General features: G+C 38.0%; 21 protein-coding genes. 9 read left to right on the top strand and 12 right to left on the bottom strand.

The window, feature by feature from the left end; translation table 11 throughout:
* Positions 1 to 55 precede the first annotated feature (55 nt).
* On the bottom strand, positions 56 to 547 hold the full coding sequence (locus ACFSR3_RS06710) for a DUF6252 family protein (protein ID WP_379820275.1): 492 nt from the start codon (positions 545 to 547) through the stop codon (positions 56 to 58).
* A 231-nt stretch (positions 548 to 778) separates the two neighbouring features.
* Here ACFSR3_RS06710 and ACFSR3_RS06705 point away from each other — a divergent pair, with 231 nt between their 5' ends.
* The 3 genes from ACFSR3_RS06705 to ACFSR3_RS06695 all read left to right on the top strand — a co-directional run bounded on the left by ACFSR3_RS06705 (position 779) and on the right by ACFSR3_RS06695 (position 2,658).
* A complete protein-coding gene (locus ACFSR3_RS06705) occupies positions 779 to 1,339 on the top strand; it encodes a 30S ribosomal protein S16 (protein WP_114756280.1) in 561 nt (186 codons plus the stop codon).
* Between the two features lie 17 nt (positions 1,340 to 1,356).
* Positions 1,357 to 1,887: a ribosome maturation factor RimM gene (gene rimM / locus ACFSR3_RS06700; protein ID WP_379820274.1), complete on the top strand. Its 531-nt coding sequence runs from the start codon at positions 1,357 to 1,359 to the stop codon at positions 1,885 to 1,887.
* Between the two features lie 66 nt (positions 1,888 to 1,953).
* Positions 1,954 to 2,658, top strand: coding sequence for a tRNA1(Val) (adenine(37)-N6)-methyltransferase (locus tag ACFSR3_RS06695; RefSeq protein WP_379820273.1), 705 nt, complete (start codon positions 1,954 to 1,956; stop codon positions 2,656 to 2,658).
* Here the strand turns inward: ACFSR3_RS06695 and ACFSR3_RS06690 are convergent, their stop codons facing one another.
* The gene (locus ACFSR3_RS06690) at positions 2,659 to 3,390 is read right to left on the bottom strand and encodes a hypothetical protein (RefSeq protein ID WP_379820272.1); all 732 of its coding nucleotides are present in this window, start codon (positions 3,388 to 3,390) and stop codon (positions 2,659 to 2,661) included.
* A 168-nt stretch (positions 3,391 to 3,558) separates the two neighbouring features.
* Here ACFSR3_RS06690 and ACFSR3_RS06685 point away from each other — a divergent pair, with 168 nt between their 5' ends.
* From ACFSR3_RS06685 to ACFSR3_RS06660, 6 genes are all read left to right on the top strand, one after another.
* On the top strand, positions 3,559 to 4,737 hold the full coding sequence (locus ACFSR3_RS06685) for an acyl-CoA dehydrogenase family protein (protein ID WP_114756276.1): 1,179 nt from the start codon (positions 3,559 to 3,561) through the stop codon (positions 4,735 to 4,737).
* A gap of 262 nt (positions 4,738 to 4,999) precedes the next feature.
* Positions 5,000 to 5,785 (top strand): DUF3050 domain-containing protein, encoded by a 786-nt coding sequence (locus ACFSR3_RS06680; RefSeq protein WP_379820271.1) that lies wholly within the window; start codon positions 5,000 to 5,002, stop codon positions 5,783 to 5,785.
* A gap of 236 nt (positions 5,786 to 6,021) precedes the next feature.
* Positions 6,022 to 8,070: a M43 family zinc metalloprotease gene (locus tag ACFSR3_RS06675; RefSeq protein ID WP_379820270.1), complete on the top strand. Its 2,049-nt coding sequence runs from the start codon at positions 6,022 to 6,024 to the stop codon at positions 8,068 to 8,070.
* A gap of 587 nt (positions 8,071 to 8,657) precedes the next feature.
* Positions 8,658 to 9,257 (top strand): sensor histidine kinase, encoded by a 600-nt coding sequence (locus ACFSR3_RS06670; RefSeq protein ID WP_379820269.1) that lies wholly within the window; start codon positions 8,658 to 8,660, stop codon positions 9,255 to 9,257.
* Positions 9,254 to 9,934, top strand: coding sequence for a LytR/AlgR family response regulator transcription factor (locus tag ACFSR3_RS06665; protein WP_379820268.1), 681 nt, complete (start codon positions 9,254 to 9,256; stop codon positions 9,932 to 9,934). The genes ACFSR3_RS06670 and ACFSR3_RS06665 overlap by 4 nt, the downstream gene beginning before the upstream one ends.
* A 206-nt stretch (positions 9,935 to 10,140) precedes the next feature.
* Positions 10,141 to 11,508, top strand: a complete 1,368-nt coding sequence (locus ACFSR3_RS06660; protein WP_379820267.1) for a M43 family zinc metalloprotease — start codon at positions 10,141 to 10,143, stop codon at positions 11,506 to 11,508.
* Between the two features lie 37 nt (positions 11,509 to 11,545).
* Here the strand turns inward: ACFSR3_RS06660 and ACFSR3_RS06655 are convergent, their stop codons facing one another.
* From ACFSR3_RS06655 to ACFSR3_RS06610, 10 genes are all read right to left on the bottom strand, one after another.
* Entirely contained in the window at positions 11,546 to 12,574 is a 1,029-nt protein-coding gene (locus tag ACFSR3_RS06655; RefSeq protein ID WP_379820266.1) for a hypothetical protein, read from the bottom strand.
* Positions 12,552 to 14,174 carry an NAD(P)/FAD-dependent oxidoreductase gene (locus ACFSR3_RS06650; protein WP_379820265.1) on the bottom strand — a complete coding sequence of 541 codons (1,623 nt, stop codon included), beginning with the start codon at positions 14,172 to 14,174 and terminating at the stop codon, positions 12,552 to 12,554. The genes ACFSR3_RS06655 and ACFSR3_RS06650 overlap by 23 nt, the downstream gene beginning before the upstream one ends.
* A complete protein-coding gene (locus tag ACFSR3_RS06645; RefSeq protein WP_379820264.1) occupies positions 14,152 to 15,669 on the bottom strand; it encodes a polyamine aminopropyltransferase in 1,518 nt (505 codons plus the stop codon). Before ACFSR3_RS06645 ends, ACFSR3_RS06650 begins: the two co-directional genes overlap by 23 nt.
* A complete protein-coding gene (locus tag ACFSR3_RS06640) occupies positions 15,662 to 15,874 on the bottom strand; it encodes a DUF350 domain-containing protein (protein ID WP_169519740.1) in 213 nt (70 codons plus the stop codon). The genes ACFSR3_RS06645 and ACFSR3_RS06640 overlap by 8 nt, the downstream gene beginning before the upstream one ends.
* A gap of 11 nt (positions 15,875 to 15,885) precedes the next feature.
* Positions 15,886 to 16,080, bottom strand: coding sequence for a hypothetical protein (locus ACFSR3_RS06635; RefSeq protein ID WP_114756266.1), 195 nt, complete (start codon positions 16,078 to 16,080; stop codon positions 15,886 to 15,888).
* 5 nt (positions 16,081 to 16,085) lie between these two features.
* Complete coding sequence (locus tag ACFSR3_RS06630) at positions 16,086 to 17,318, bottom strand: DUF4178 domain-containing protein (RefSeq protein WP_379820263.1); 1,233 nt, start codon at positions 17,316 to 17,318, stop codon at positions 16,086 to 16,088.
* 1 nt (position 17,319) lies between these two features.
* The gene (locus ACFSR3_RS06625; protein WP_379820262.1) at positions 17,320 to 17,673 is read right to left on the bottom strand and encodes an S-adenosylmethionine decarboxylase family protein; all 354 of its coding nucleotides are present in this window, start codon (positions 17,671 to 17,673) and stop codon (positions 17,320 to 17,322) included.
* 104 nt (positions 17,674 to 17,777) lie between these two features.
* The gene (locus ACFSR3_RS06620) at positions 17,778 to 18,101 is read right to left on the bottom strand and encodes a ferredoxin (protein WP_379820261.1); all 324 of its coding nucleotides are present in this window, start codon (positions 18,099 to 18,101) and stop codon (positions 17,778 to 17,780) included.
* Between the two features lie 84 nt (positions 18,102 to 18,185).
* Positions 18,186 to 19,238, bottom strand: a complete 1,053-nt coding sequence (locus ACFSR3_RS06615; protein ID WP_379820260.1) for an NAD(P)/FAD-dependent oxidoreductase — start codon at positions 19,236 to 19,238, stop codon at positions 18,186 to 18,188.
* Between the two features lie 104 nt (positions 19,239 to 19,342).
* Positions 19,343 to 19,582: a NifU family protein gene (locus ACFSR3_RS06610; RefSeq protein ID WP_114756262.1), complete on the bottom strand. Its 240-nt coding sequence runs from the start codon at positions 19,580 to 19,582 to the stop codon at positions 19,343 to 19,345.
* Between the last annotated feature and the right edge of the window lie 2 nt (positions 19,583 to 19,584).

Genomic DNA, 19,584 nt, shown 5'->3' with positions numbered 1-19,584 from the left:
AGGAACATAAAAAAAACCGCCCTAAGGCGGTTTATACATTTTTAATCTTGTTTTATTATGGCTCTACGGTAAGCGGTACCCTGTAGAATACACCCTGCTGAAAGTTTACAACATTAGATTCATCTGAAGTGTAAGCATTAAAATAAAAACTACCTGATATAAATCCTTTTCCTCCTGTTCCGTTGATGTTGTTATCATCTTCACCCATAATAGTAACACGGCCATTCCCTACACCTGCACCTGTAGTAAAGCTCTCAGAAATACCATCTATATCATAACTGTAACCGGCAGTATTAAGATTATCTAACCCTAAATTATGTACTGAACCCGGAGCAGCCGCAGTAAGCGTCAACGTCAAAGTTTCAAAATTACCTCCTCTATGAGCATTTATAATAATAGTATTACCCGTTTTTTTAGCATCATATGTTGTTGCTTTCCAAAGCTCATTATCTTTCAAACCCTGTACTGCAGGATTGTTGAATTTGATATCTTCTTCACACGACACCAGGGCAGTCACTAATACTAAAAGTGATAAAAATTTTTTCATTATTCGATAGTTAGAAAGGAGTAGTTCAAATTTTACAAGGACAAAAATAGTTTTTTATGGAATATATCCTAATCAAAATGAAATAAATCACAATAAAAATATAAAATTTCAATTAACAGCAGGATAATAAATCATAAAATATATGTTTTAAGCCATTGGTATAGTAAAGTTTTTATATATTTGCACCCTAATTTTAACGAGGTCGGGTACCTCACTTTAATCAAACAGATTATGCCTGTAAAAATCAGATTACAAAGACATGGTAAAAAAGGGAAACCTTTTTACTGGGTAGTAGCAGCGGATAGCCGCTCAAAAAGAGATGGTAAATTCCTTGAGAAAATAGGAACTTACAATCCAAACACTAACCCTGCAACTATCGACATCAACCTTGATAGCGCTGTACAGTGGTTACATAATGGTGCTCAGCCAACTGACACTGCAAGAGCAATCCTTTCTTACAAAGGTGCTTTACTTAAACACCACCTAGACGGAGGTGTACGTAAAGGTGCGCTTACACAAGAGCAGGCTGACGCTAAACTAGCTAAATGGTTAGAAGAAAAAGCAGGAAAAGTTGATGCTAAGAAAGCTGGTCTTTCTACAGCTAAAGAAGACGCGAAAGCTGCTGCACTTGCTGCTGAGAAAAAAGTTAACGAAGATCGTATCGCTGCTGCTAAGCAAGCTGAGGCTGATGCCGCTGCTGCTGCATCTGCAGAAGAAGCTACTGCTGAAGGTAACGAAGAAGTTGCTGACGTTGAAGCTACTGAAGAAAACAACGAAGAAACTCAAGCTTAATTATTCCTTAGCGATACATGCGTAAAGAAGATTGTTTCTACTTAGGTAAAATCGCTAAAAAATTTAGCTACAAAGGTGAAGTCCTTATCTGGTTAGATACTGACGAGCCTGAGTTGTATGAAAACATGGAATCAGTGTTTGTTGAAATAAACAAACACCTGGTTCCATTTTTTATTGTTACCTCTTCCCTACACAAAGGCGATTTCCTAAGAACACGTTTTGAAGACATTGACAACGAAGACGATGCCGACGGCATTATGGGAAAAGCTGTTTATCTTCCACTTTCTGCCCTTCCAAAACTGGATGGCAACCGTTTTTATTTCCATGAGATCATAGGCTTTCAGGCCGAAGACGAGCGTCTTGGCAATATCGGAGAAATTGTTGGCGTAAACGATAATTCGGCACAGGCTCTTTTTGAGATCAGAAAGGGAGAAATAGAGATACTTGTCCCTATGATTGATGATTTTATCGTGAAAATAGACCGCGAAAACAAAAAAGTAATCCTAAACACTCCTGAAGGATTAGTTGACCTTTACCTTAACAGCTAAAGAGTTTCGGGTTCAAAGTTTCGGGTTGCCAATCTGAAATCTACATTCTAAAATCTAAAATCAGGCATGTTCCAATTCAAGCAATTTACAGTTCAGCAGGACAAATGCGCTATGAAAGTAGGCACAGATGGTGTATTGCTTGGTGCATGGACACCTGTAGACCACAATCCTTTTAGCATACTGGATATTGGAGCCGGCACAGGCCTTATTGCCCTGATGCTGGCGCAACGTTGCCATGCCGAACAGATTGACGGACTTGAAATTGATGCAGACGCTCATGAACAGGCAGTAGACAATTTTGAGAATTCTCCATGGGGAGACAGATTGTTTTGCTACCACGCCAGTCTTGATGAATTTATGGAAGAGCCGGAAGATGAATATGACCTCATTGTTTCCAATCCTCCTTTTTATACCGATGGGTATTTTTCGGGAGATGAACAACGCGATATGGCACGCCATAACAATTCACTTCCCTTTGAAGATCTCATTCAGGCCTCTGAAATACTATTGTCAGAAATTGGTATACTGGCTGTGGTTATTCCTTTTAAAGAAGAAGAGAAATTCATAGCACTGGCAAAGGAAGAACAACTTTATCCCTTTAAAATTACAAGAGTAAAAGGAACACCTGAAACCGAGATAAAAAGAAGCCTGATTGCTCTAAGCAGGTCAGAAAAAGAAATAAGCACTGACGAGCTTATTATAGAAACAGCCCGTCATAAATATACTGATGAGTATATTTCGCTTACCAAAGATTTTTACCTGAAGATGTAATTATTTGACTCCTACTTTCAATCCGAAATTAGGTGCAACCAGCATTTTTTGAGGAACTTCTTTTTTGAAAGCATAATTGTAGTCTACTTTAAGCATCTTGTTGCTGTTTATCCAAAATTCACTGTCTTTTCCGTATAAAGTTGCTGACCCACAGTAATTATCTGTAACAGATGGACGAAAACTAATCTGCGTTAAATCTTTCGATTTCAAACTGGCTATTTTATTACCATCTATATCAAAATATCCATCTCCTTCAAGACTAACAAAAAGGCCATCGGCAGGCATCGCGATATTGTATTGCGATAAATCAATTTCTACAATCCCTTTTTGTCCCGGCTCTATATACACCACAATATCACTTGCTTCAATAACTTCTCCGGGAACAAATGAAGGATATGTCAAAGTACCTAAGTCAAGATAAACTTCCTGTACAAATTCTTTCTTTTTATAAAAACGAATATTTGCCTTTGTTCTGTGGTTTGCTTTATCAACCTTAAAAAGAAACGACTTTAAGAAAACACCTTTAGTCTTTTCCTTATTTTCAAAAAAGTAAGCATCTCTGCCCAATGCCCTACCTTTTCCGGATTCGACATCATATTCTCCAAGCAATACATCCTGTGCCTTAGACACTGAAATATCATTATTTGACAGATCTGAAAAAGCAACAAGATCATTTTGCGCAAAAGCCAATAAACTTAAAAACAAAGCCGAAGTTAAAAGTAATTTTTTCATAAGTAGCTGGAGGTTTTTACATTAAACGGTACAAGTTACTAAAAAAATGCTTTTGCAAAACTTCTTTTTTAATTTACCCGAAAACGATTTAGCTTGAAAAATTACAACATTTTATTATGGTATTGTTATAATACTTCTTTACATTTGCTGCTGTTAAAACTAAAGCAAATGAAACCGGATTTATTTCAGGCTCCTGATTACTACCTGTTAGACGAACTTTTGTCTGACGAGCATAAAATGGTACGTGACGCTGCCCGTGAGTGGGTTAAGCGCGAGGTATCCCCTATTATTGAAGACTATGCCCAAAAAGCTGAATTCCCTAACCAGATCATTAACGGACTGGCAGAAATTGGTGCTTTTGGCCCTTATATCCCGGAAGAATATGGAGGCGCTGGCCTTGACCAGATTTCTTACGGACTTATCATGCAGGAAATAGAGCGCGGCGACAGCGGTGTTCGTTCTACTGCATCAGTACAATCGTCTCTTGTTATGTATCCTATATGGAAATATGGCAATGAAGAGCAACGCATGAAATACCTTCCGAAACTTGCTTCAGGTGAGTTTATGGGCTGTTTCGGACTTACAGAGCCGGACTTTGGTTCTAACCCAGGCGGTATGATCACCAACTTTAAAGACATGGGAGACCACTATCTTTTAAATGGTGCTAAAATGTGGATCTCTAACGCTCCGTTTGCAGACATCGCCGTCGTATGGGCTAAAGACGAAACAGGCCGTATTCACGGACTTATCGTAGAGCGCGGCATGGAAGGTTTTACAACACCTGAAACACACAATAAATGGTCACTAAGGGCTTCGGCTACAGGTGAGCTTATATTTGACAACGTAAAAGTTCCAAAAGAAAACCTGCTACCTAACAAATCAGGATTAGGCGCACCACTTGGCTGTCTTGATTCTGCACGTTATGGTATTGCATGGGGAGCTATTGGTGCTGCTATGGACTGTTATGATACAGCACTTCGTTATGCTAAAGAGCGCGTACAGTTTGACAAACCTATTGCTGCTACCCAGCTTCAGCAAAAGAAACTTGCAGAAATGATCACTGAGATCACTAAAGCGCAATTGCTTACATGGAGACTTGGTGTACTTAGAAATGAAGGCAAAGCAACATCAGCACAAATATCTATGGCGAAGCGCAACAACGTAGACATGGCTATAAACATAGCACGTGAGGCTCGTCAGATTCTTGGAGGCATGGGTATTACAGGAGAATACTCTATCATGCGCCACATGATGAACTTAGAGAGTGTTATTACCTATGAAGGTACACACGATATTCACCTGCTTATCACAGGTATGGATATTACAGGCCACGCTGCTTTTAAATAAGAGAAGACCTTACCACTCAATATAATGCTACCCGGACTGTAATTACAGCCCGGGTTCTTTTTAAAAAAAGTTTTCAACAGAAAACCTTTTCGCGCTTAAAATCGTAAGTTAGTTTAAACACCAAACTCAATAATTTACAGATATTTGGCGTTATAATAAAAAGCATGCTTGCATAATAAGGCATTATTTTTGTATTGATAAAATTGATATAAAAAAGATTTGCTTCTGCCAGAGCTTTTATAATTTTGTAAAAAACAATGCTATGAACACCGCTACTATTAACAGTATCATCCAACCCCAAAAGGAAAAACTGTTGCAACACTCGCTGTATGGAAAAGTAAAAACCATTGAAGATCTTAGACATTTTCTTGAAGGCCATGTGTATGCCGTTTGGGATTTTATGTCGCTACTAAAAGCATTGCAGGCTAAACTAACGTGTACCACCACACCGTGGCTGCCGGTAGGTAATCCTGAAATACGTTACCTTATAAACGAAATAGTTCTTGCCGAAGAAACCGATCTGACTATAGACGGCAAAAGACAAAGTCACTATGAAATGTATATTGACGCCATGAATGCATGTGGTGCCGATACACTTACTATAGCAGCTTTTCTTGAAAACGTTGAGAGCACACAAAATATATTTGTTTCTATAAAACAAAGCACCCTTCACGATAACATCAAGGCGTTTATTGATTTTACATTCAGGGTAATTGAGCAGGGTAAACCTCATGAAATTGCTGCTGCATTCACTTTTGGCCGTGAAGATCTTATTCCGGCAATGTTTACGGAAATCCTGAAAAATTTCCAGCAGAATTTCCCGGAAACTAACCTGGATAAGCTTATTTATTATTTCGAAAGACACATAGAACTTGATGCCGATGAGCATGGTCCAATGGCAATGCTGATGATAGCCGAGCTTTGTGGAACAGATTCCCAAAAATGGAAAGAAGTAGAAGAAGTATCAGTACTTGCTCTTGAAAAAAGAATAGGCCTTTGGGATGCGCTTGAAGAAAATATAATGCAGCACGACATGGCTTCGATATAAGACTATATTTCAATAAAAATCACCGAATCCCGGCTTAGCCGGGATTTTTTTATTTATGTCCCAATTTTACAATTCAGGATTATTTCTTTTACTAAAATTTGCAATATCATGGAAAAGAGTTAAGACTTATGCTTTTTTAACAGTCTTCAACTTTATAATTTAACTATTTTTAACTTGTTTTGTAACAAAATCAGAATTTGATCGTTCTAAAATCACAACTATTTTAAAAAACGCAAATGAAAAAAATTACCTTTAAAGCTTCAATGCTTATCATTGCAGGTATGTTTGCCTTAACAGCAAATGCTCAACAAAAGCAAAAAGGAGCAAAAAAATTTGGCCTCCCGGCAATTGAAACTCAACCGTGCGGAACAGTGCAATATGAAAACTTACTGCATAAGAAAAACCCATCGCTAGACAGTAAAAATGAATTTGAGCAATGGATAGCTCCTAAAGTAGCCGAAGTAAAAAGAAAAAGAATTCAGAAAAGTGGAAACACTTCAAATGAGGTAGTAACTATTCCGGTTGTATTTCATGTCATCCATAACGGAAGCCCGGTAGGTGTTGATGAAAATATTGCTGACGGACAGATAATTTCTCAAATCGATGTTCTTAATGAGGACTTCAGAAGAATGGAAGACTCTAACGGATACAACACTAACCCTGTGGGAGCCGATATGGAAATTAACTTCTGCCTTGCAAAACAAGATCCTGACGGGATATTATCTACAGGTATAGTTCGTTATAACCTTGGGGATGGTAATGGCTGGACAATGGAACAAGCAGAGGTAATTAAAGCACAAACGCAATGGGATCCTAACAAATACCTTAACATTTGGGTATTTGATGAACTATTCGGTTTGGCAGGATACGCGCAGTTCCCTACTAATTCAGGGCTTGAAGGCATAGACTTTGATGGACTTCCTTCGGCTGCAAATACTGATGGTGTTGCTTTAGGCCACCTTTATGTAGGTTCTGAAGAAAAATTCCCTGCCGGGCAATACAGTGAAAACAGAAATCTTGGAAGAAGTGCAACGCATGAAGTAGGCCACTTCTTTGGACTACGCCACATCTGGGGAGACAGTGACAGCTGTGAAACCGCAACAGATTATTGTGACGACACCCCTACGGCTCTTCAAGCCAACTATGGTTGCCAGATAGGTCTCGACTCTTGCCCTGACAATTCTGGTAACGATATGATTGAAAACTATATGGATTATAGTGATGATGCGTGTGTTAATGTATTTACACAAGATCAAAAAGACAGAATGCAGGCAGTACTGCTTAATTCTCCAAGAAGACACTCACTTATAACATCTACGGGATGTGTACCGGGTATCGTACTTGAAAATGACGGATCGCTTGAAATTCAAAACGGTTCTGACAGCGAGTGCGGTAGCAGCACATTTGCACCGGAACTGGTATTGACAAATACCGGATCGGCTACTCTTACTTCTGCCGTAATAGTATACAGCGTAGACAACCAAACTCCTACTACATACAACTGGGAAGGAAATCTTGCCGCTAATGCGTCAGTCACCATTTCAATCCCTGAAGTTACATTACCTGTAGGCGCGCATACTTTCAACGCTGATATCACAACTGTTAATGGCGTAGCTGATACAGCAACATCAAATGACAATAAATCAATTGATTTTACAATATCAGGATCACATACAACTACAAGTATTAAAATTACAATAGTAACCGATGATTTTGGAGATGAGACACTATGGGCTCTTGTAAGAGAAGGGGCTCAGGACGACATCATTGCAGGAAACATCAACCCTAACAATCTTGGTCAAAGTAACTGGTATGGTGATAATGAAACTCACATAACAAATGTACCTATCACAGTTGAAGATTGTTATGCATTTGTTATTATAGACTTTGGCGGAGACGGCATGTGCTGTGAATTTGGAGAAGGCTCTTATAAAATTGAGACTCTTGAAGGAGAAATAATTGCTCAGGGTGGAAGCTTTGCTGATCAGGATCAAAAAACTTTTAAACTTAAAACTCCTACAGCCGGACTTGAGGATGTAATTGCTTCAAATGGTATTAAGCTGTATCCTAACCCTACCAACAACACATTAAACATTGCTGTTGCTGATGAGGCAGGAACTCCTGACAACTATGTAGTATACAACACTCTTGGACAGGTTATGGACAGCGGAAACATTACATCTGCAGTTCATTCACTGGATGTTACTAAATATGCTAATGGAGTTTATTTTGTAAAACTGGCTAAAGGACAGGATTCAACTACGCTTCAGTTCATTAAAAAATAAGTCATTGCTTTAAATGAAAAAAGGCCTCATTCTTTATTGATTGAGGCCTTTTTTTTTTACAGAGATTTACCGCCGAAAAAAACGCGTTTACCGCATAATTTAGATTAGGCGTTAACTTATTTCTACATTTGAAGCTTATGCGAACCACAGACAAAAAGCTTCAAAACTACTTACTATACATATTAGGAAGCGTCCTTTTTATTAGTATTCCGGTATTTTCGTCTCCCGACTTTAATACCCCTGGACATCTTTTTAATATTGCCCCTTTTCAGCGAAATTTTATTAGCCATCTTTTATTGCTTGGCTTTTTTTATGCCAACTATCTTTATTTTTTACCAAAGTTTTACTTTACAAAAAAACAACCACTATATTGTGTAATATTGATAGTTTGCTTCCTGATTATTAATTTCCTGCCACAACTTATTATTGAGTCAGAACATTTAAAATTTGCTTCAGGCTCAATACCTCCACCCCCACCACATGGACATCCTATGATGCCGGACATAATGCCTATGTTACCGAGTGGACCTTTGTTCAACTTTTTGATAATATTCTCGCTAAGTTTTCTTTTAAGGGTCAATCAACGTATGACATCGATGCAAAACGAGAACCTTAAAACCGAAATCTCATATCTTAAAGCACAAATAAATCCCCATTTTCTATTCAATACTCTTAACAGCGTATATGCACTTGCACTGGAAAAATCCGATTCGGCTCCCGAAGCTATTCTCAAGCTTTCATCCATGATGCGTTATGTGGTAACTGAAAGCAGCAGAGAAACCGTTTCTCTTGAAAAGGAAATGGATTATATAAAAAATTACATCAATCTTCAGCAATTACGAATGGATGGTGAAAATTCATTCTCATTCATAGTAACCGGCAGCCCAATAGGAAAAAGTATATCTCCCCTTATACTCATACCATTTATTGAAAATGCATTCAAATATGGCTTAAACCCAGAAAGAGAGTCCTATATAGCCATAAATATAGACATAACTGCACATGAGTTAACACTTATGGTTAAGAACGATAAAGTTAATTTACAGCTGTCATCAGAAGAAAAAAGCGAACAAGGGTTAGAAAATACCGTCAAACGACTGGACTACCTGTATCCTGATAAACATAAATTGCTTATCTTTGATGAAGAGCACACCTTTACCGTTAACTTATCCATAACTTTGCTATGATAAAGGCTATAGCTATTGATGACGAGCCACTTGCGCTTAAGATTATAGAGCACTTTTGCAAACAAACAGACTTCATTGAACTCGACAAAACCTTCACCAAAACGGATGAAGCGTTAAAACATATAAAAAAGTTTCCGGTAGACCTCCTATTTCTTGACATACAAATGCCGGGGAAAAACGGAATAGACTTTTACAGACAACTCGACACTGATGTTATGGTAATCTTTACCACAGCATTCAGTGAATATGCTGTAGAAGGCTTTAATATAAATGCTTTAGACTATCTTTTAAAACCTTTTTCCTACGAACGCTTCATACAGGCTGTAGAAAAAGCAAAAAAAGAAATGCTGAGCAAAAAAAACACTTTAGACCATACACACCTTCTTATTCGTGCCGATTACAAACTTAATCGTATCGAATTTGACGACATTATGCTAATCGAAGGATTAGATGACTATATCCGTATACATCTAAAAAACAAAACAACTATTACTGCCAGGCTTTCAATGAAGAATATTCTTGAAAAACTTCCGGCTGCCTTATTTATAAGAGTGCACCGATCGTATATAGTTCCTGTAAAAAAAGTAAAATCTTTTTACAATAAAACCATTCAGATTGAAGACTTCGTTATACCTATAGGAGACACTTATAAAGAAGAAGTCAACAAATATTTTTAATTTTTTTTACCAGTTCACCGACGTTTTTTGACGGTTCACCTCAATTTATACATTTTTTTAGTTTATTCTTTTGCTTTTACGCAACCTTTGAAAAGTTTTGACATCTATTCTTAACAGAATATTAATATTTAACTATTAAAATTTTTCAATACCGCTGAATTTGAATATCTTGCGGCGCTAAAAAAATGAATACCTCTATTAACTACATGAAAAAAATTTTAACATTTAAAAATGCAACATTGGCTTTATGCTTTTCATTACCAATGTTCATAAATGCTCAAAATGCTCCCAAAACATTTGGCAAAAGCATAACTGAGAATGCAAATCCTGAAAACGGAATTATCCGTTGTATTTCTACCGAGTATGAAAAATTTCTTCAGGAAAACAATCCAAACAGAGCAAAAGATGCCCAGTTTGAATCTTGGATTAACAACAAAATCACTGAAAGGAAATTAAATGCAGCAGGTCAAAAATCATCAAATGCAATAGTAACAATTCCTGTTGTAGTTCATGTCATTCATAACGGCGATGCCATTGGATCTGGCGAAAACATCACAGATGCGCAAATACTTTCTCAAATCAGAGTTCTAAATGAAGATTATAGAAGAGCATTTAACACTCCGGGATATAATGAAGATCTTGTAGGTGCCGATACTCAAATCGAATTCTGTCTTGCTCAGATAAACGAAACCGGTCAGCCGACAACGGGTATTACCAGAACAAATTTAGGAGTTTCAAGTTGGGAAAGAGCTCAGGTTGAATCATATCTTAAACCAGAAACACAATGGGATCCTGAAAAATACCTTAACATTTGGGTTTGTCGTTTTGGTGGCGATCTTAGTGATGTTTTAGGATATGCACAGTTCCCTCAGGGATCAGGACTACCTGGTTTAGACCAGTCTGGCTTTGCATTCACTGACGGCGTTATTATAAGCTATCAATGTTTCGGATCTTCTACCTACTATCCACAAGGAAGCTATAATTCATCATATAATCAGGGTAGAACTACGACACACGAAGTTGGCCACTATCTAGGACTAAGACACATTTGGGGAGATGGCAGCAACTGTACAACCAATACTGACTATTGTAACGATACACCATTTTCGGCACAGGCTAACTATGGCTGTCAGTTTGGAATCGACTCTTGTCCAAATCAAGACGGACTTGATATGATTAACAACTATATGGATTATTCAAACGATATCTGTATGAACATCTTCACTAATGATCAGAAGACAAGAATGCGTACCGTTCTTGAAAGTGCTGACAGAAGAGCTTCGTTACTTACATCAGGAGTTTGCGGTCTTCTTACAACTGCTGACTTTGATGCACTGCGCGAAACAACAGTATATCCTAACCCTGCACAAAATGAGTTAAACATTTCTGTCGCTAACGGAGAATTTCCTGACAGCTATGTTATCTATAACACTTTAGGACAAACTGTAGCTAACGTAAAAGTAAGCAGCGAGTCTAACCTTACTGTAAACACATCTGGTTACGCTAATGGGATTTATATCATCAAAATATTCAAAGGAAGCGAGTCTAAAACTATCAAGTTCATCAAGAACTAGCTATAAAACTTCTTAAATACACAAAGGCATTCTGTTTTCAGGGTGCCTTTTTTGTTTTCCATATAAATCCATCTAAAAGATAATGTGTAAACTGAGGTACAACTAAAATAGGCACAAGTAAAAAATGCCAGTTTTCAAAAGCACCTGAACCAGTTAACGTAAACTGCTCATTCCAAACCATTATCTCCCAAAGGTATTCTTCCGAAAATGCCAATACTATCAATATTGCGGCATAGACAAAAACACCTTTGTAAGTATTGAGATAATGAATCAATCCAATACTACCTGATTTATCCTGCTTTATCTCTTTAAGATAGATAAGTGCCATATAAGGAATACCATGCGAAACTATATTGAGCATGGTAAAAACAAGATCATTATTAAAATATACAATACCAAAATACCACGATAGTGCTGTCCCTGTTATAATTAAATTCTTAGGAATATTAAACTGCATGGTTTTAAAATATGTCAATCCTATCCTTAAAACATATATTCCAAGGATAATGAAATAAAGATATCTGGCAACATCAAGTAACGCATCATTTTTATAGGTAAAGAATTCATCTTTCATAAACCATGTAAAATTGCGCTGCGGACTCATAAACCAGTAAAGCATAGGATAACCCGTAGCTGTATATATAGTGAGATTATCCAGAAAAACACCAAGTCTTGTTTTAGTTTCATATCGTGAATAAAGCCTCATAAAACCGTATTGCTGACGTATGAAGTGAAATACTGCAACATAAGCAAGCGTTACCCAAAATACTTTACTACCAAGCATGAATAATATCACACCTATGAAAAAACAGATTACCGGAAGCGCAATAAGCAGTTTTTTTCGTTCCTGAAAAGCTTTAGGTACGAGGTAGGTCTTAAAAAGTGTAGCATACACATGAGCTACATCTATAAAGACCACAAAAAAAAGCCAGGTATAAAAAGAATAATGCGCTTCAAGAGTATGTAACCATCCCTGACAAAAGAATACTATTGCCAATATTACAAAAGGAGGCGACAATATAAACAGACTGTCGGTTTTAGCTTTATCTATCCAGGGTTGTTTCATTGAGCATTTTGTTTACAGCATTTATACCCTGATGAAAGGCCTCTTCAAATATAGAAATCCCCGACAGGTCACTATGAGCAAAGTAAATAGTGTTATCAATACTTTTTGCAGACAAAGCCTTAGCTTCCCCAAAAATAAACTCCGGCACAGGGCTTATCATTCCGTGCCCTACTATATGAATATCAATTTGCTCAATAAACGTCTCAATACCCGGATGGGCAGTCTTTAAATCAGAAATTACAAAATCTTTCCAATACTCTTTTGAAGTCTTATAAACCCATTTTCTGTTCTTTTTGCTATCTGCAGAAGAAAAACTGTGATAGTAGGTAATCACCACCCTGTCCTGCAACTGTTTTACCGACTGGTGCTGATCGTAGATATAGCCGAGTCCCTTTCCTTTGAAGATAACATTATCCCAGCTTAATGGCTGGCTAAAATCATCCGGCAGTTCTGTTAATGTCAGCGTTGCCAACAGCCACGGTGCATAGGTGAACTTTTGAGAAAGTTTTTTTCTCTCCGGCAACAAATAAGCATTTACAAACTGTGGCGTTGCCATAATTACTTTTCCTGCTCTTATAGTTATCGACTCATTCTTTGATGCATCAAAAACTGTCACAAGTGCTTTTCCATCCGCTAAGGCAACATCATAAACAATATGATTTACCAGCGTTTTGCCTTTGGAATATTTTTTAAGATGTGTCGCCAGCCTTGCATTTCCTTCCGGCCATGTTAGCACATTTTCTTTATACTTATCACCTGCATTGTGTTTTCGGGCAGCAAAGTAATGAATACCTGCCCAAGCCGAGACATAATCTATACCCAACCCAAAATCATCACGGCAACAATAATTTACATATTCAAATAACTCCGAAGTTGTAAAACCTGTCTGCACCAACCATTCTTTCATTGTCATTAGATCAAGCAGCATATGCTTAGGATCGTTAGTAGTATTTGATATAGGAATATCAAAACTATATTTCCCGTCGGCACCTTTAGCCTGTCTGTAATCCTCCATCATTACAAAAAAGCTCCAGAATTCCTTATTGGCAACAGAACCTAATCCATACTTAGGAACCAGGCCTTCCTGCCATGAGTTTTTATAAAACAGGCGTTCCTGAGGAGCAAACGTAAGCTGTTCCTCATCAAATTCAGGAAAACCATTACTGTCATATCCGGTAATAATGTTTTCCTCCTCTAAAAAAGCCAAAAGTTCCTTATCATGAAAGTTCGGAAGTGGTAAATAGTGTGCTCCCAGAGGATATTTTGAATACTTATTTTCTCCTGATGAAGAATTACCCCCCGTATGATTTTCAAGTTCAAAAAGCAAAAAATCATCAATCCCTTTGCGGGTAAGCTGACGGGCAGCACTTAATCCCGAAATACCTCCACCAACGATCAGGTAAGGTATTTCTATTTCTTTAGTCGATTTAGGAAAATCTTTAGCCCAAAGCCTGTGACCCAAAATATGGGTGGTTCCGGTAAGCTTTACAATGAGCGATATAGCCTTTTGCCTGCAAGCCTGAACTGCCGGCACCAAAAGCAATGCTCCTGCAATACTTTTTAAGAAGTTACGCCTATTATAATTTTCCCCATTCTTCATCAAAATAGCGAACTAGTATCTGGTTATCCAGCCTGTTAATTTCTATCTCATCAGCAACCATATCTTTAGAAAAGACACTCAGTTTGCTGTAGTCATAATTATAAAACCTAAGCCCTTCTACCTTTCGTCTTACATTATTAAAACCAGCCGACGGATTGTTAGAAGCAATAGTATAACCCCATTCACCAAACGAAGGCACATAAACATGGTAAGCATCTGTTTTTGGTAATATTTGGGCAACAGTCTTATTGATACACCAAAACGATTTAGGTGCAAAATAAGGCGAAGTAGTCTGTATGGTTACTACAGCATCGGGTGTTAATATATGTTGCAGTGTCCTGTAAAAGTTAAGTGAATATAATTTCCCAAGGCTATAATTAGAAGGATCGGGAAAATCAATAATGGCAACGTCAAACTGTTTTTTACAAGTCTTAGCCCATATATAGGCATCGCTGTTTATTACTGTTACTTTTGGGTTTGTAAGGGAGCTTCCATTAAAATCTGTTAGTATCTTATTGGTTTCAAACAGTTTTGTCATACCCTCATCAAGATCCACCAGCGTAATGCTTTTTACATCTTTATACTTCAGGATTTCACGAACAGCCAGGCCATCGCCTCCACCCATAACCAAAACATTATCTACCTTTTTTGCCACTGACATTGCCGGATGAACCAATGCCTCATGATAACGGTATTCGTCTTTTGAGCTAAACTGAAGGTTATTGTTGAGATAAAGCCTGTAATCACTTTTGTTATGCGTGAGCACAATTCGTTGATACGGTGTTGCGTGTGTATACACAATATTTTCACCATAGAGCTTAGACTCTGAATATGACAGAATCTGCTCCGAAAAAATAAACACCGCTACCAGTATTATAAACGAAAGTATTGCCTTAGCCTGTAATAATCCCTGATTTTTCAGTTCTTTTTTCAGTACCACGCATAGCACTATAGCGATACTTATGTTTATCATCCCAAAGAACAGTGACGTTCTCATAATTCCCAATTGTGGCACAAGTACCAAAGGAAACAATATTGACGCCAGTAATGCCCCGATATAATCGAACGTAAATACATTCGATACCAGATCGCGGAATTTAACCTTATCTTTAAGGATGTTCATTAACAGTGGTATTTCAAGCCCGACAAGGCAGCCGGTTATGAATACCAAAAAGTATAATATGAACTGAAAATAATAGACACTCTCAAACAGCACAAACAGCAGTACAGAACTTAGTCCGCCAATAAGCCCGACAAGTATCTCTATCTCAACAAATGTATTGAGAAGATTTTTTCTGATGAATTTTGAAAAATAAGAGCCTATCCCCATCGAGAAGAGATAAACCCCAATAATAAATGAGAACTGCTTTACTGAATCCCCAAGCAGATAACTCGCAAGCGTACCCGCGACCAGCTCGTAAACGAGACCGCATGTGGCAATGGTAAAAACGGCAAGCAATAGCAGTACCTCAAACTTAAGTAATTTTTTAACCATGTATTGCTCCGCTGATAATAATCGCGATTCCTATTATAAATGCACCAAAAACAATAGCCAACGCTACATTTTTATTCTCAACAATTTCTTTCCATGTGTTTTCAGGTGTCAGTTTTTCCACAATATAATAGGCTACAAGCAGTACCGCAAGGCCTAAAAATGAAAAAAGTATCGAACCTGTAATTTGCCATAGTAAATGTTCCATGATATGTATTTTTATTTATGATAAAATCTGTTAACTCCCACACGTCCTCCTGAGCCCGAAGCCGGCTTATATTTCTCTGTCGATTCGCAATCACAAATCCTGTTACCTGCAAAAGTAAACTGCAGGTATACCAGATAGAAAAAAATGCCAATTGCCAATGCTATATAATTCTGCTTTAAAAAAGCAATTATCTTTTCTTTATCCATAATTATTAAGTTGATGAGTAAGGAGAATAACTACTGTCAGCCCATCTCCTTTGTTCAAAATAAACACCCAGATAATAACATACTACTGTAACAACCAGCATAATTATTATAGGTATCACCATGTTCCAAACCGATGGTTTATTCCACTCAGCCTCTACCGAAATAAAGTTATTGTTAGCGTCTTCAGGAGCTTTTTGAGGTGTTATGACCAAATGATATGTCCCAGCACTCACACCACAGATATTAAAATTTTCATTGGTATCACCTTCTGACCAGTGTTCACCACTTTCATAGCCATGATAATACTCTATATCCTTATTAGCATATACCTCGTCACTCGTTTTTTCGTTGATCAATGCTACCTGAACCGATGCCCACGAGTTATTTACATCCGAATGTACCGATATGGTAAGCGGTGCAGATCCTCCCTCTAATGTAAAAGGTTTTGTTACAAAATCTTTACCATCGGATTCACTAAAGCTAAGCGCTTCTTTTACCACTGTTGTACTCTGTCTGCCGGAATAAATAATTAAGTGGCTCACAAGAATAAGTACCGCCACACAACAAAAGGTAATTGCCATTTTCCTTATATTGATCAAATAAGGCTGCACAATCCCAACGCCTGCTTTATAAGGCATGGACTTTACATTAAAAGCCTTTTTCACATCACCTTTAGAAATATGTTCTCCAAAAAAAGAAGCTTCATTTCTGTCTATTTCTATAGAGAATATATAAGGCGGATTGATGTATTCAATCATTTTTACCCTTCCGTTAGGCAGCTCATAGCTAAAAAATCCCTGCGCGCTTATAATCCTCGTGTTCGAATGATCATAAATATTCATGTGTATATCATCATACACCAGCGTTTGAGGGTAATCTTCTACATCATAGCGGTCTTCAACTTCATGAAGCAGTATCCAGTGCCCTTCGGTTTCTGACAGATAAAGCCATTCATTATCCGCAGAAGTGAGTATATATTCTGTCCAGAAGTAAATAGGATCTACTTTTTTGACAATAATTGCGGTAACGGTATACTCCTTACCTTTAAGCATACCCTTTTGCCCCACAGACAATGCAGGGGCAGGCCGGTTATTACTAAGATCGTCTACAATAGCACCTTCTGGCACCTTTTCATAGGAAGTAACTTTTTTGCAATTGGGGCAACCAAAGTTTACAACTTCAAAATCTACTCCTGCCGCTTCGGTTACAGTGCCGCATTTAATACACTTTATCTGCATACTATCGGTTAATTTCAAAATCGTTCAACACTCCGGCTTCAAAATAGGCAATATAATCAGCAGCCACCTGCTTTACCTTATGACTATTATCCCTAAGGTAATTGCACAGGTAAATATCAATGGTGAGTTGTGAAAATTCAGGCCATGTGTGTATGCAAATATGCGATTCCTTTAAACAGACTGCGGCAGTAAAACTTCCATTATCAAAAACATGGGAAGAAAACCCAACCTTTTCAAGGTCATATTTATCAAGAATAGTAGCTGTAACGGATTCAAAGCCCTGCAACGAAGTAAGTTTCGCGCTGTTTTCTACGCGAAGTGTAAGCAGTTTATGAAGTCCTGGCGAGTAATTCATATCCATCGGCATTTATCATCATAATATCTCCAAAGATATTTTTATTTCCGAAAAATGCAAAAGTTTTCCTAAAAAAATAGCGCTCCTTTTAGGAGCGCTGTATATTATTCAGGAGCAAGCTCCAGCTCGAGCCCTTCCAGTTCGGGTGTTAGGTTTATCTGGCAACCAAGACGACTGTTTGGCTTAACATTAAAAGCTTCACTAAGCATCGCATCTTCATCGGCACTCATTTCAGGCAATGCTACATCATTTAAAATGTAGCACTGGCAGGAAGCGCACATTGCCATACCTCCGCAAATACCTATAGTCCCTTCAGGAGCCAACTCATACGACCTTACCAACTCCATTATATTCATAGACATATCAGTAGGTGCCTGCACTTCGTGGACAATCCCTTCTCTGTCTGTAATTTTTATTGTAATATCCATTTTTTAGTTCTTAACGTTGTAATGTTGAAAGTTATAAAGTTCTTGTAAAAACTTTTAAACATTCAACATTCAAACCTTCAACTATTACTCTATTGCTTTAACCACTTGTTTCTCGGCTTCTTTGCGTGTACCGTCAAAACCATCCACACCGCTTACGGTAGTGTATTTAAGCACATATTTTTTACCCGGATTCAGCTTATTATAAACGCTCTGACACATTAGCGTCGCCTCGTGGAAACCACAAAGGATAAGTTTTAGCTTACCCGGATACGTATTGATGTCGCCAATAGCATAAATGCCTTCCACATTGGTTTGATAATCCAGGGCATTATTAACTTTTATAGCATTCTTTTCTATTTCTAGTCCCCAATTGGCTATTGCACCCAGTTTTGGTGTAAGACCAAAAAGCGGAATGAAGTAATCCGTTTCTATGCGCTGGTGTGCACCATCAATCTCAACATCAAGAGCTTCAACTTTTTCAGCTCCGTGAATACCTGTAACCTCTGCAGGAGTGATGAGCTGTATCTTACCCGCTTTTTTAAGCTCCTGTACTTTCTCAACAGAATCAAGCGCTCCCCTAAACTCATTCCTTCTGTGGATAAGCGTAACGTGAGAAGCAACATCAGCAAGGAAGATACTCCAGTCAAGCGCCGAGTCTCCACCTCCTGCAATCACGATCTTCTTATCACGGAAAAGCTCAGGATCTTTCACAAAATACTCAACACCTTTATCTTCGTAGAATTCGATATCTTCAATTAATGGCTTACGAGGCTCAAAGCTACCAAGACCACCTGCAATAGCTATCGCTTTAGCATGGTGTTCAGTACCTTTATTAGTCGTTACTATAAAAGTTCCATCTTCCAGTTTCTGAATGGTTTCTGCCTTTTCATTAAGTGTAAAACCAGGCTGAAACTGTTTTATCTGCTCCATCAGGTTATCTACAAGGTCGCCGGCAAGTACCGACGGGTAACCCGGGATATCAAAAATAGGTTTTTTAGGATACAGCTCGGTAAGTTGCCCTCCCGGCTGTGGAAGCCCGTCTACAATGTGACATTTTAATTTAAGAAGTCCGGCTTCAAACACGGCAAAAAGACCTGTGGGCCCTGCGCCTATAATAAGTATATCGGTTGTAATCATTTTGAGTTAATAAGATAAACAGTTTTAAAGCACAAATCTCTTTAAAACTGTTTGTTTTATTTATGATAAATATCAGCTTATGCTAAGCTGCTGCACACTATAGATTAGGCAACGTTAACCACGGTTTCTATCTGCGGTACATATTTTTTAATTGTAGTTTCCACACCGGCCTTAAGTGTCATCTGGTTTACACTGCAGCCTACACAGGCACCTTCAAGGCGCACTTTAACGTGCTTATCGTCCTCTATGCCTATTAGTGTAATATTACCTCCGTCTGACTCAAGGAACGGACGGATCTCATCCAGTGCCTTTTCCACATTAAGTGTAATTTCTTCTGTCGTCATTG

Origin of the sequence: Flavobacterium suzhouense (assembly GCF_042684765.1) — a bacterium.
Classification (GTDB): Bacteria; Bacteroidota; Bacteroidia; order Flavobacteriales; family Flavobacteriaceae; genus Flavobacterium; species Flavobacterium suzhouense.
Note: the sequence above shows the minus strand (reverse complement) of the source record. Positions and strands in the feature narration are given on the sequence as shown.

Coding starts and splice junctions, on each gene's coding strand:
- ACFSR3_RS06695 (WP_379820273.1), top strand. CDS start 1,954: ATGTTCCAATTCAAGCAATTTACAGTTCAGCAGGACAAATGCGCTATG.
- ACFSR3_RS06665 (WP_379820268.1), top strand. CDS start 9,254: ATGATAAAGGCTATAGCTATTGATGACGAGCCACTTGCGCTTAAGATT.
- ACFSR3_RS06635 (WP_114756266.1), bottom strand. CDS start 16,080: ATGGATAAAGAAAAGATAATTGCTTTTTTAAAGCAGAATTATATAGCA.
- ACFSR3_RS06675 (WP_379820270.1), top strand. CDS start 6,022: ATGAAAAAAATTACCTTTAAAGCTTCAATGCTTATCATTGCAGGTATG.
- ACFSR3_RS06620 (WP_379820261.1), bottom strand. CDS start 18,101: ATGGATATTACAATAAAAATTACAGACAGAGAAGGGATTGTCCACGAA.
- ACFSR3_RS06640 (WP_169519740.1), bottom strand. CDS start 15,874: ATGGAACATTTACTATGGCAAATTACAGGTTCGATACTTTTTTCATTT.
- ACFSR3_RS06670 (WP_379820269.1), top strand. CDS start 8,658: ATGACATCGATGCAAAACGAGAACCTTAAAACCGAAATCTCATATCTT.
- ACFSR3_RS06630 (WP_379820263.1), bottom strand. CDS start 17,318: ATGCAGATAAAGTGTATTAAATGCGGCACTGTAACCGAAGCGGCAGGA.
- rimM (WP_379820274.1), top strand. CDS start 1,357: ATGCGTAAAGAAGATTGTTTCTACTTAGGTAAAATCGCTAAAAAATTT.
- ACFSR3_RS06710 (WP_379820275.1), bottom strand. CDS start 547: ATGAAAAAATTTTTATCACTTTTAGTATTAGTGACTGCCCTGGTGTCG.
- ACFSR3_RS06680 (WP_379820271.1), top strand. CDS start 5,000: ATGAACACCGCTACTATTAACAGTATCATCCAACCCCAAAAGGAAAAA.
- ACFSR3_RS06685 (WP_114756276.1), top strand. CDS start 3,559: ATGAAACCGGATTTATTTCAGGCTCCTGATTACTACCTGTTAGACGAA.
- ACFSR3_RS06655 (WP_379820266.1), bottom strand. CDS start 12,574: ATGAAACAACCCTGGATAGATAAAGCTAAAACCGACAGTCTGTTTATA.
- ACFSR3_RS06615 (WP_379820260.1), bottom strand. CDS start 19,238: ATGATTACAACCGATATACTTATTATAGGCGCAGGGCCCACAGGTCTT.
- ACFSR3_RS06650 (WP_379820265.1), bottom strand. CDS start 14,174: ATGAAGAATGGGGAAAATTATAATAGGCGTAACTTCTTAAAAAGTATT.
- ACFSR3_RS06660 (WP_379820267.1), top strand. CDS start 10,141: ATGAAAAAAATTTTAACATTTAAAAATGCAACATTGGCTTTATGCTTT.
- ACFSR3_RS06645 (WP_379820264.1), bottom strand. CDS start 15,669: ATGGTTAAAAAATTACTTAAGTTTGAGGTACTGCTATTGCTTGCCGTT.
- ACFSR3_RS06690 (WP_379820272.1), bottom strand. CDS start 3,390: ATGAAAAAATTACTTTTAACTTCGGCTTTGTTTTTAAGTTTATTGGCT.
- ACFSR3_RS06625 (WP_379820262.1), bottom strand. CDS start 17,673: ATGAATTACTCGCCAGGACTTCATAAACTGCTTACACTTCGCGTAGAA.
- ACFSR3_RS06610 (WP_114756262.1), bottom strand. CDS start 19,582: ATGACGACAGAAGAAATTACACTTAATGTGGAAAAGGCACTGGATGAG.
- ACFSR3_RS06705 (WP_114756280.1), top strand. CDS start 779: ATGCCTGTAAAAATCAGATTACAAAGACATGGTAAAAAAGGGAAACCT.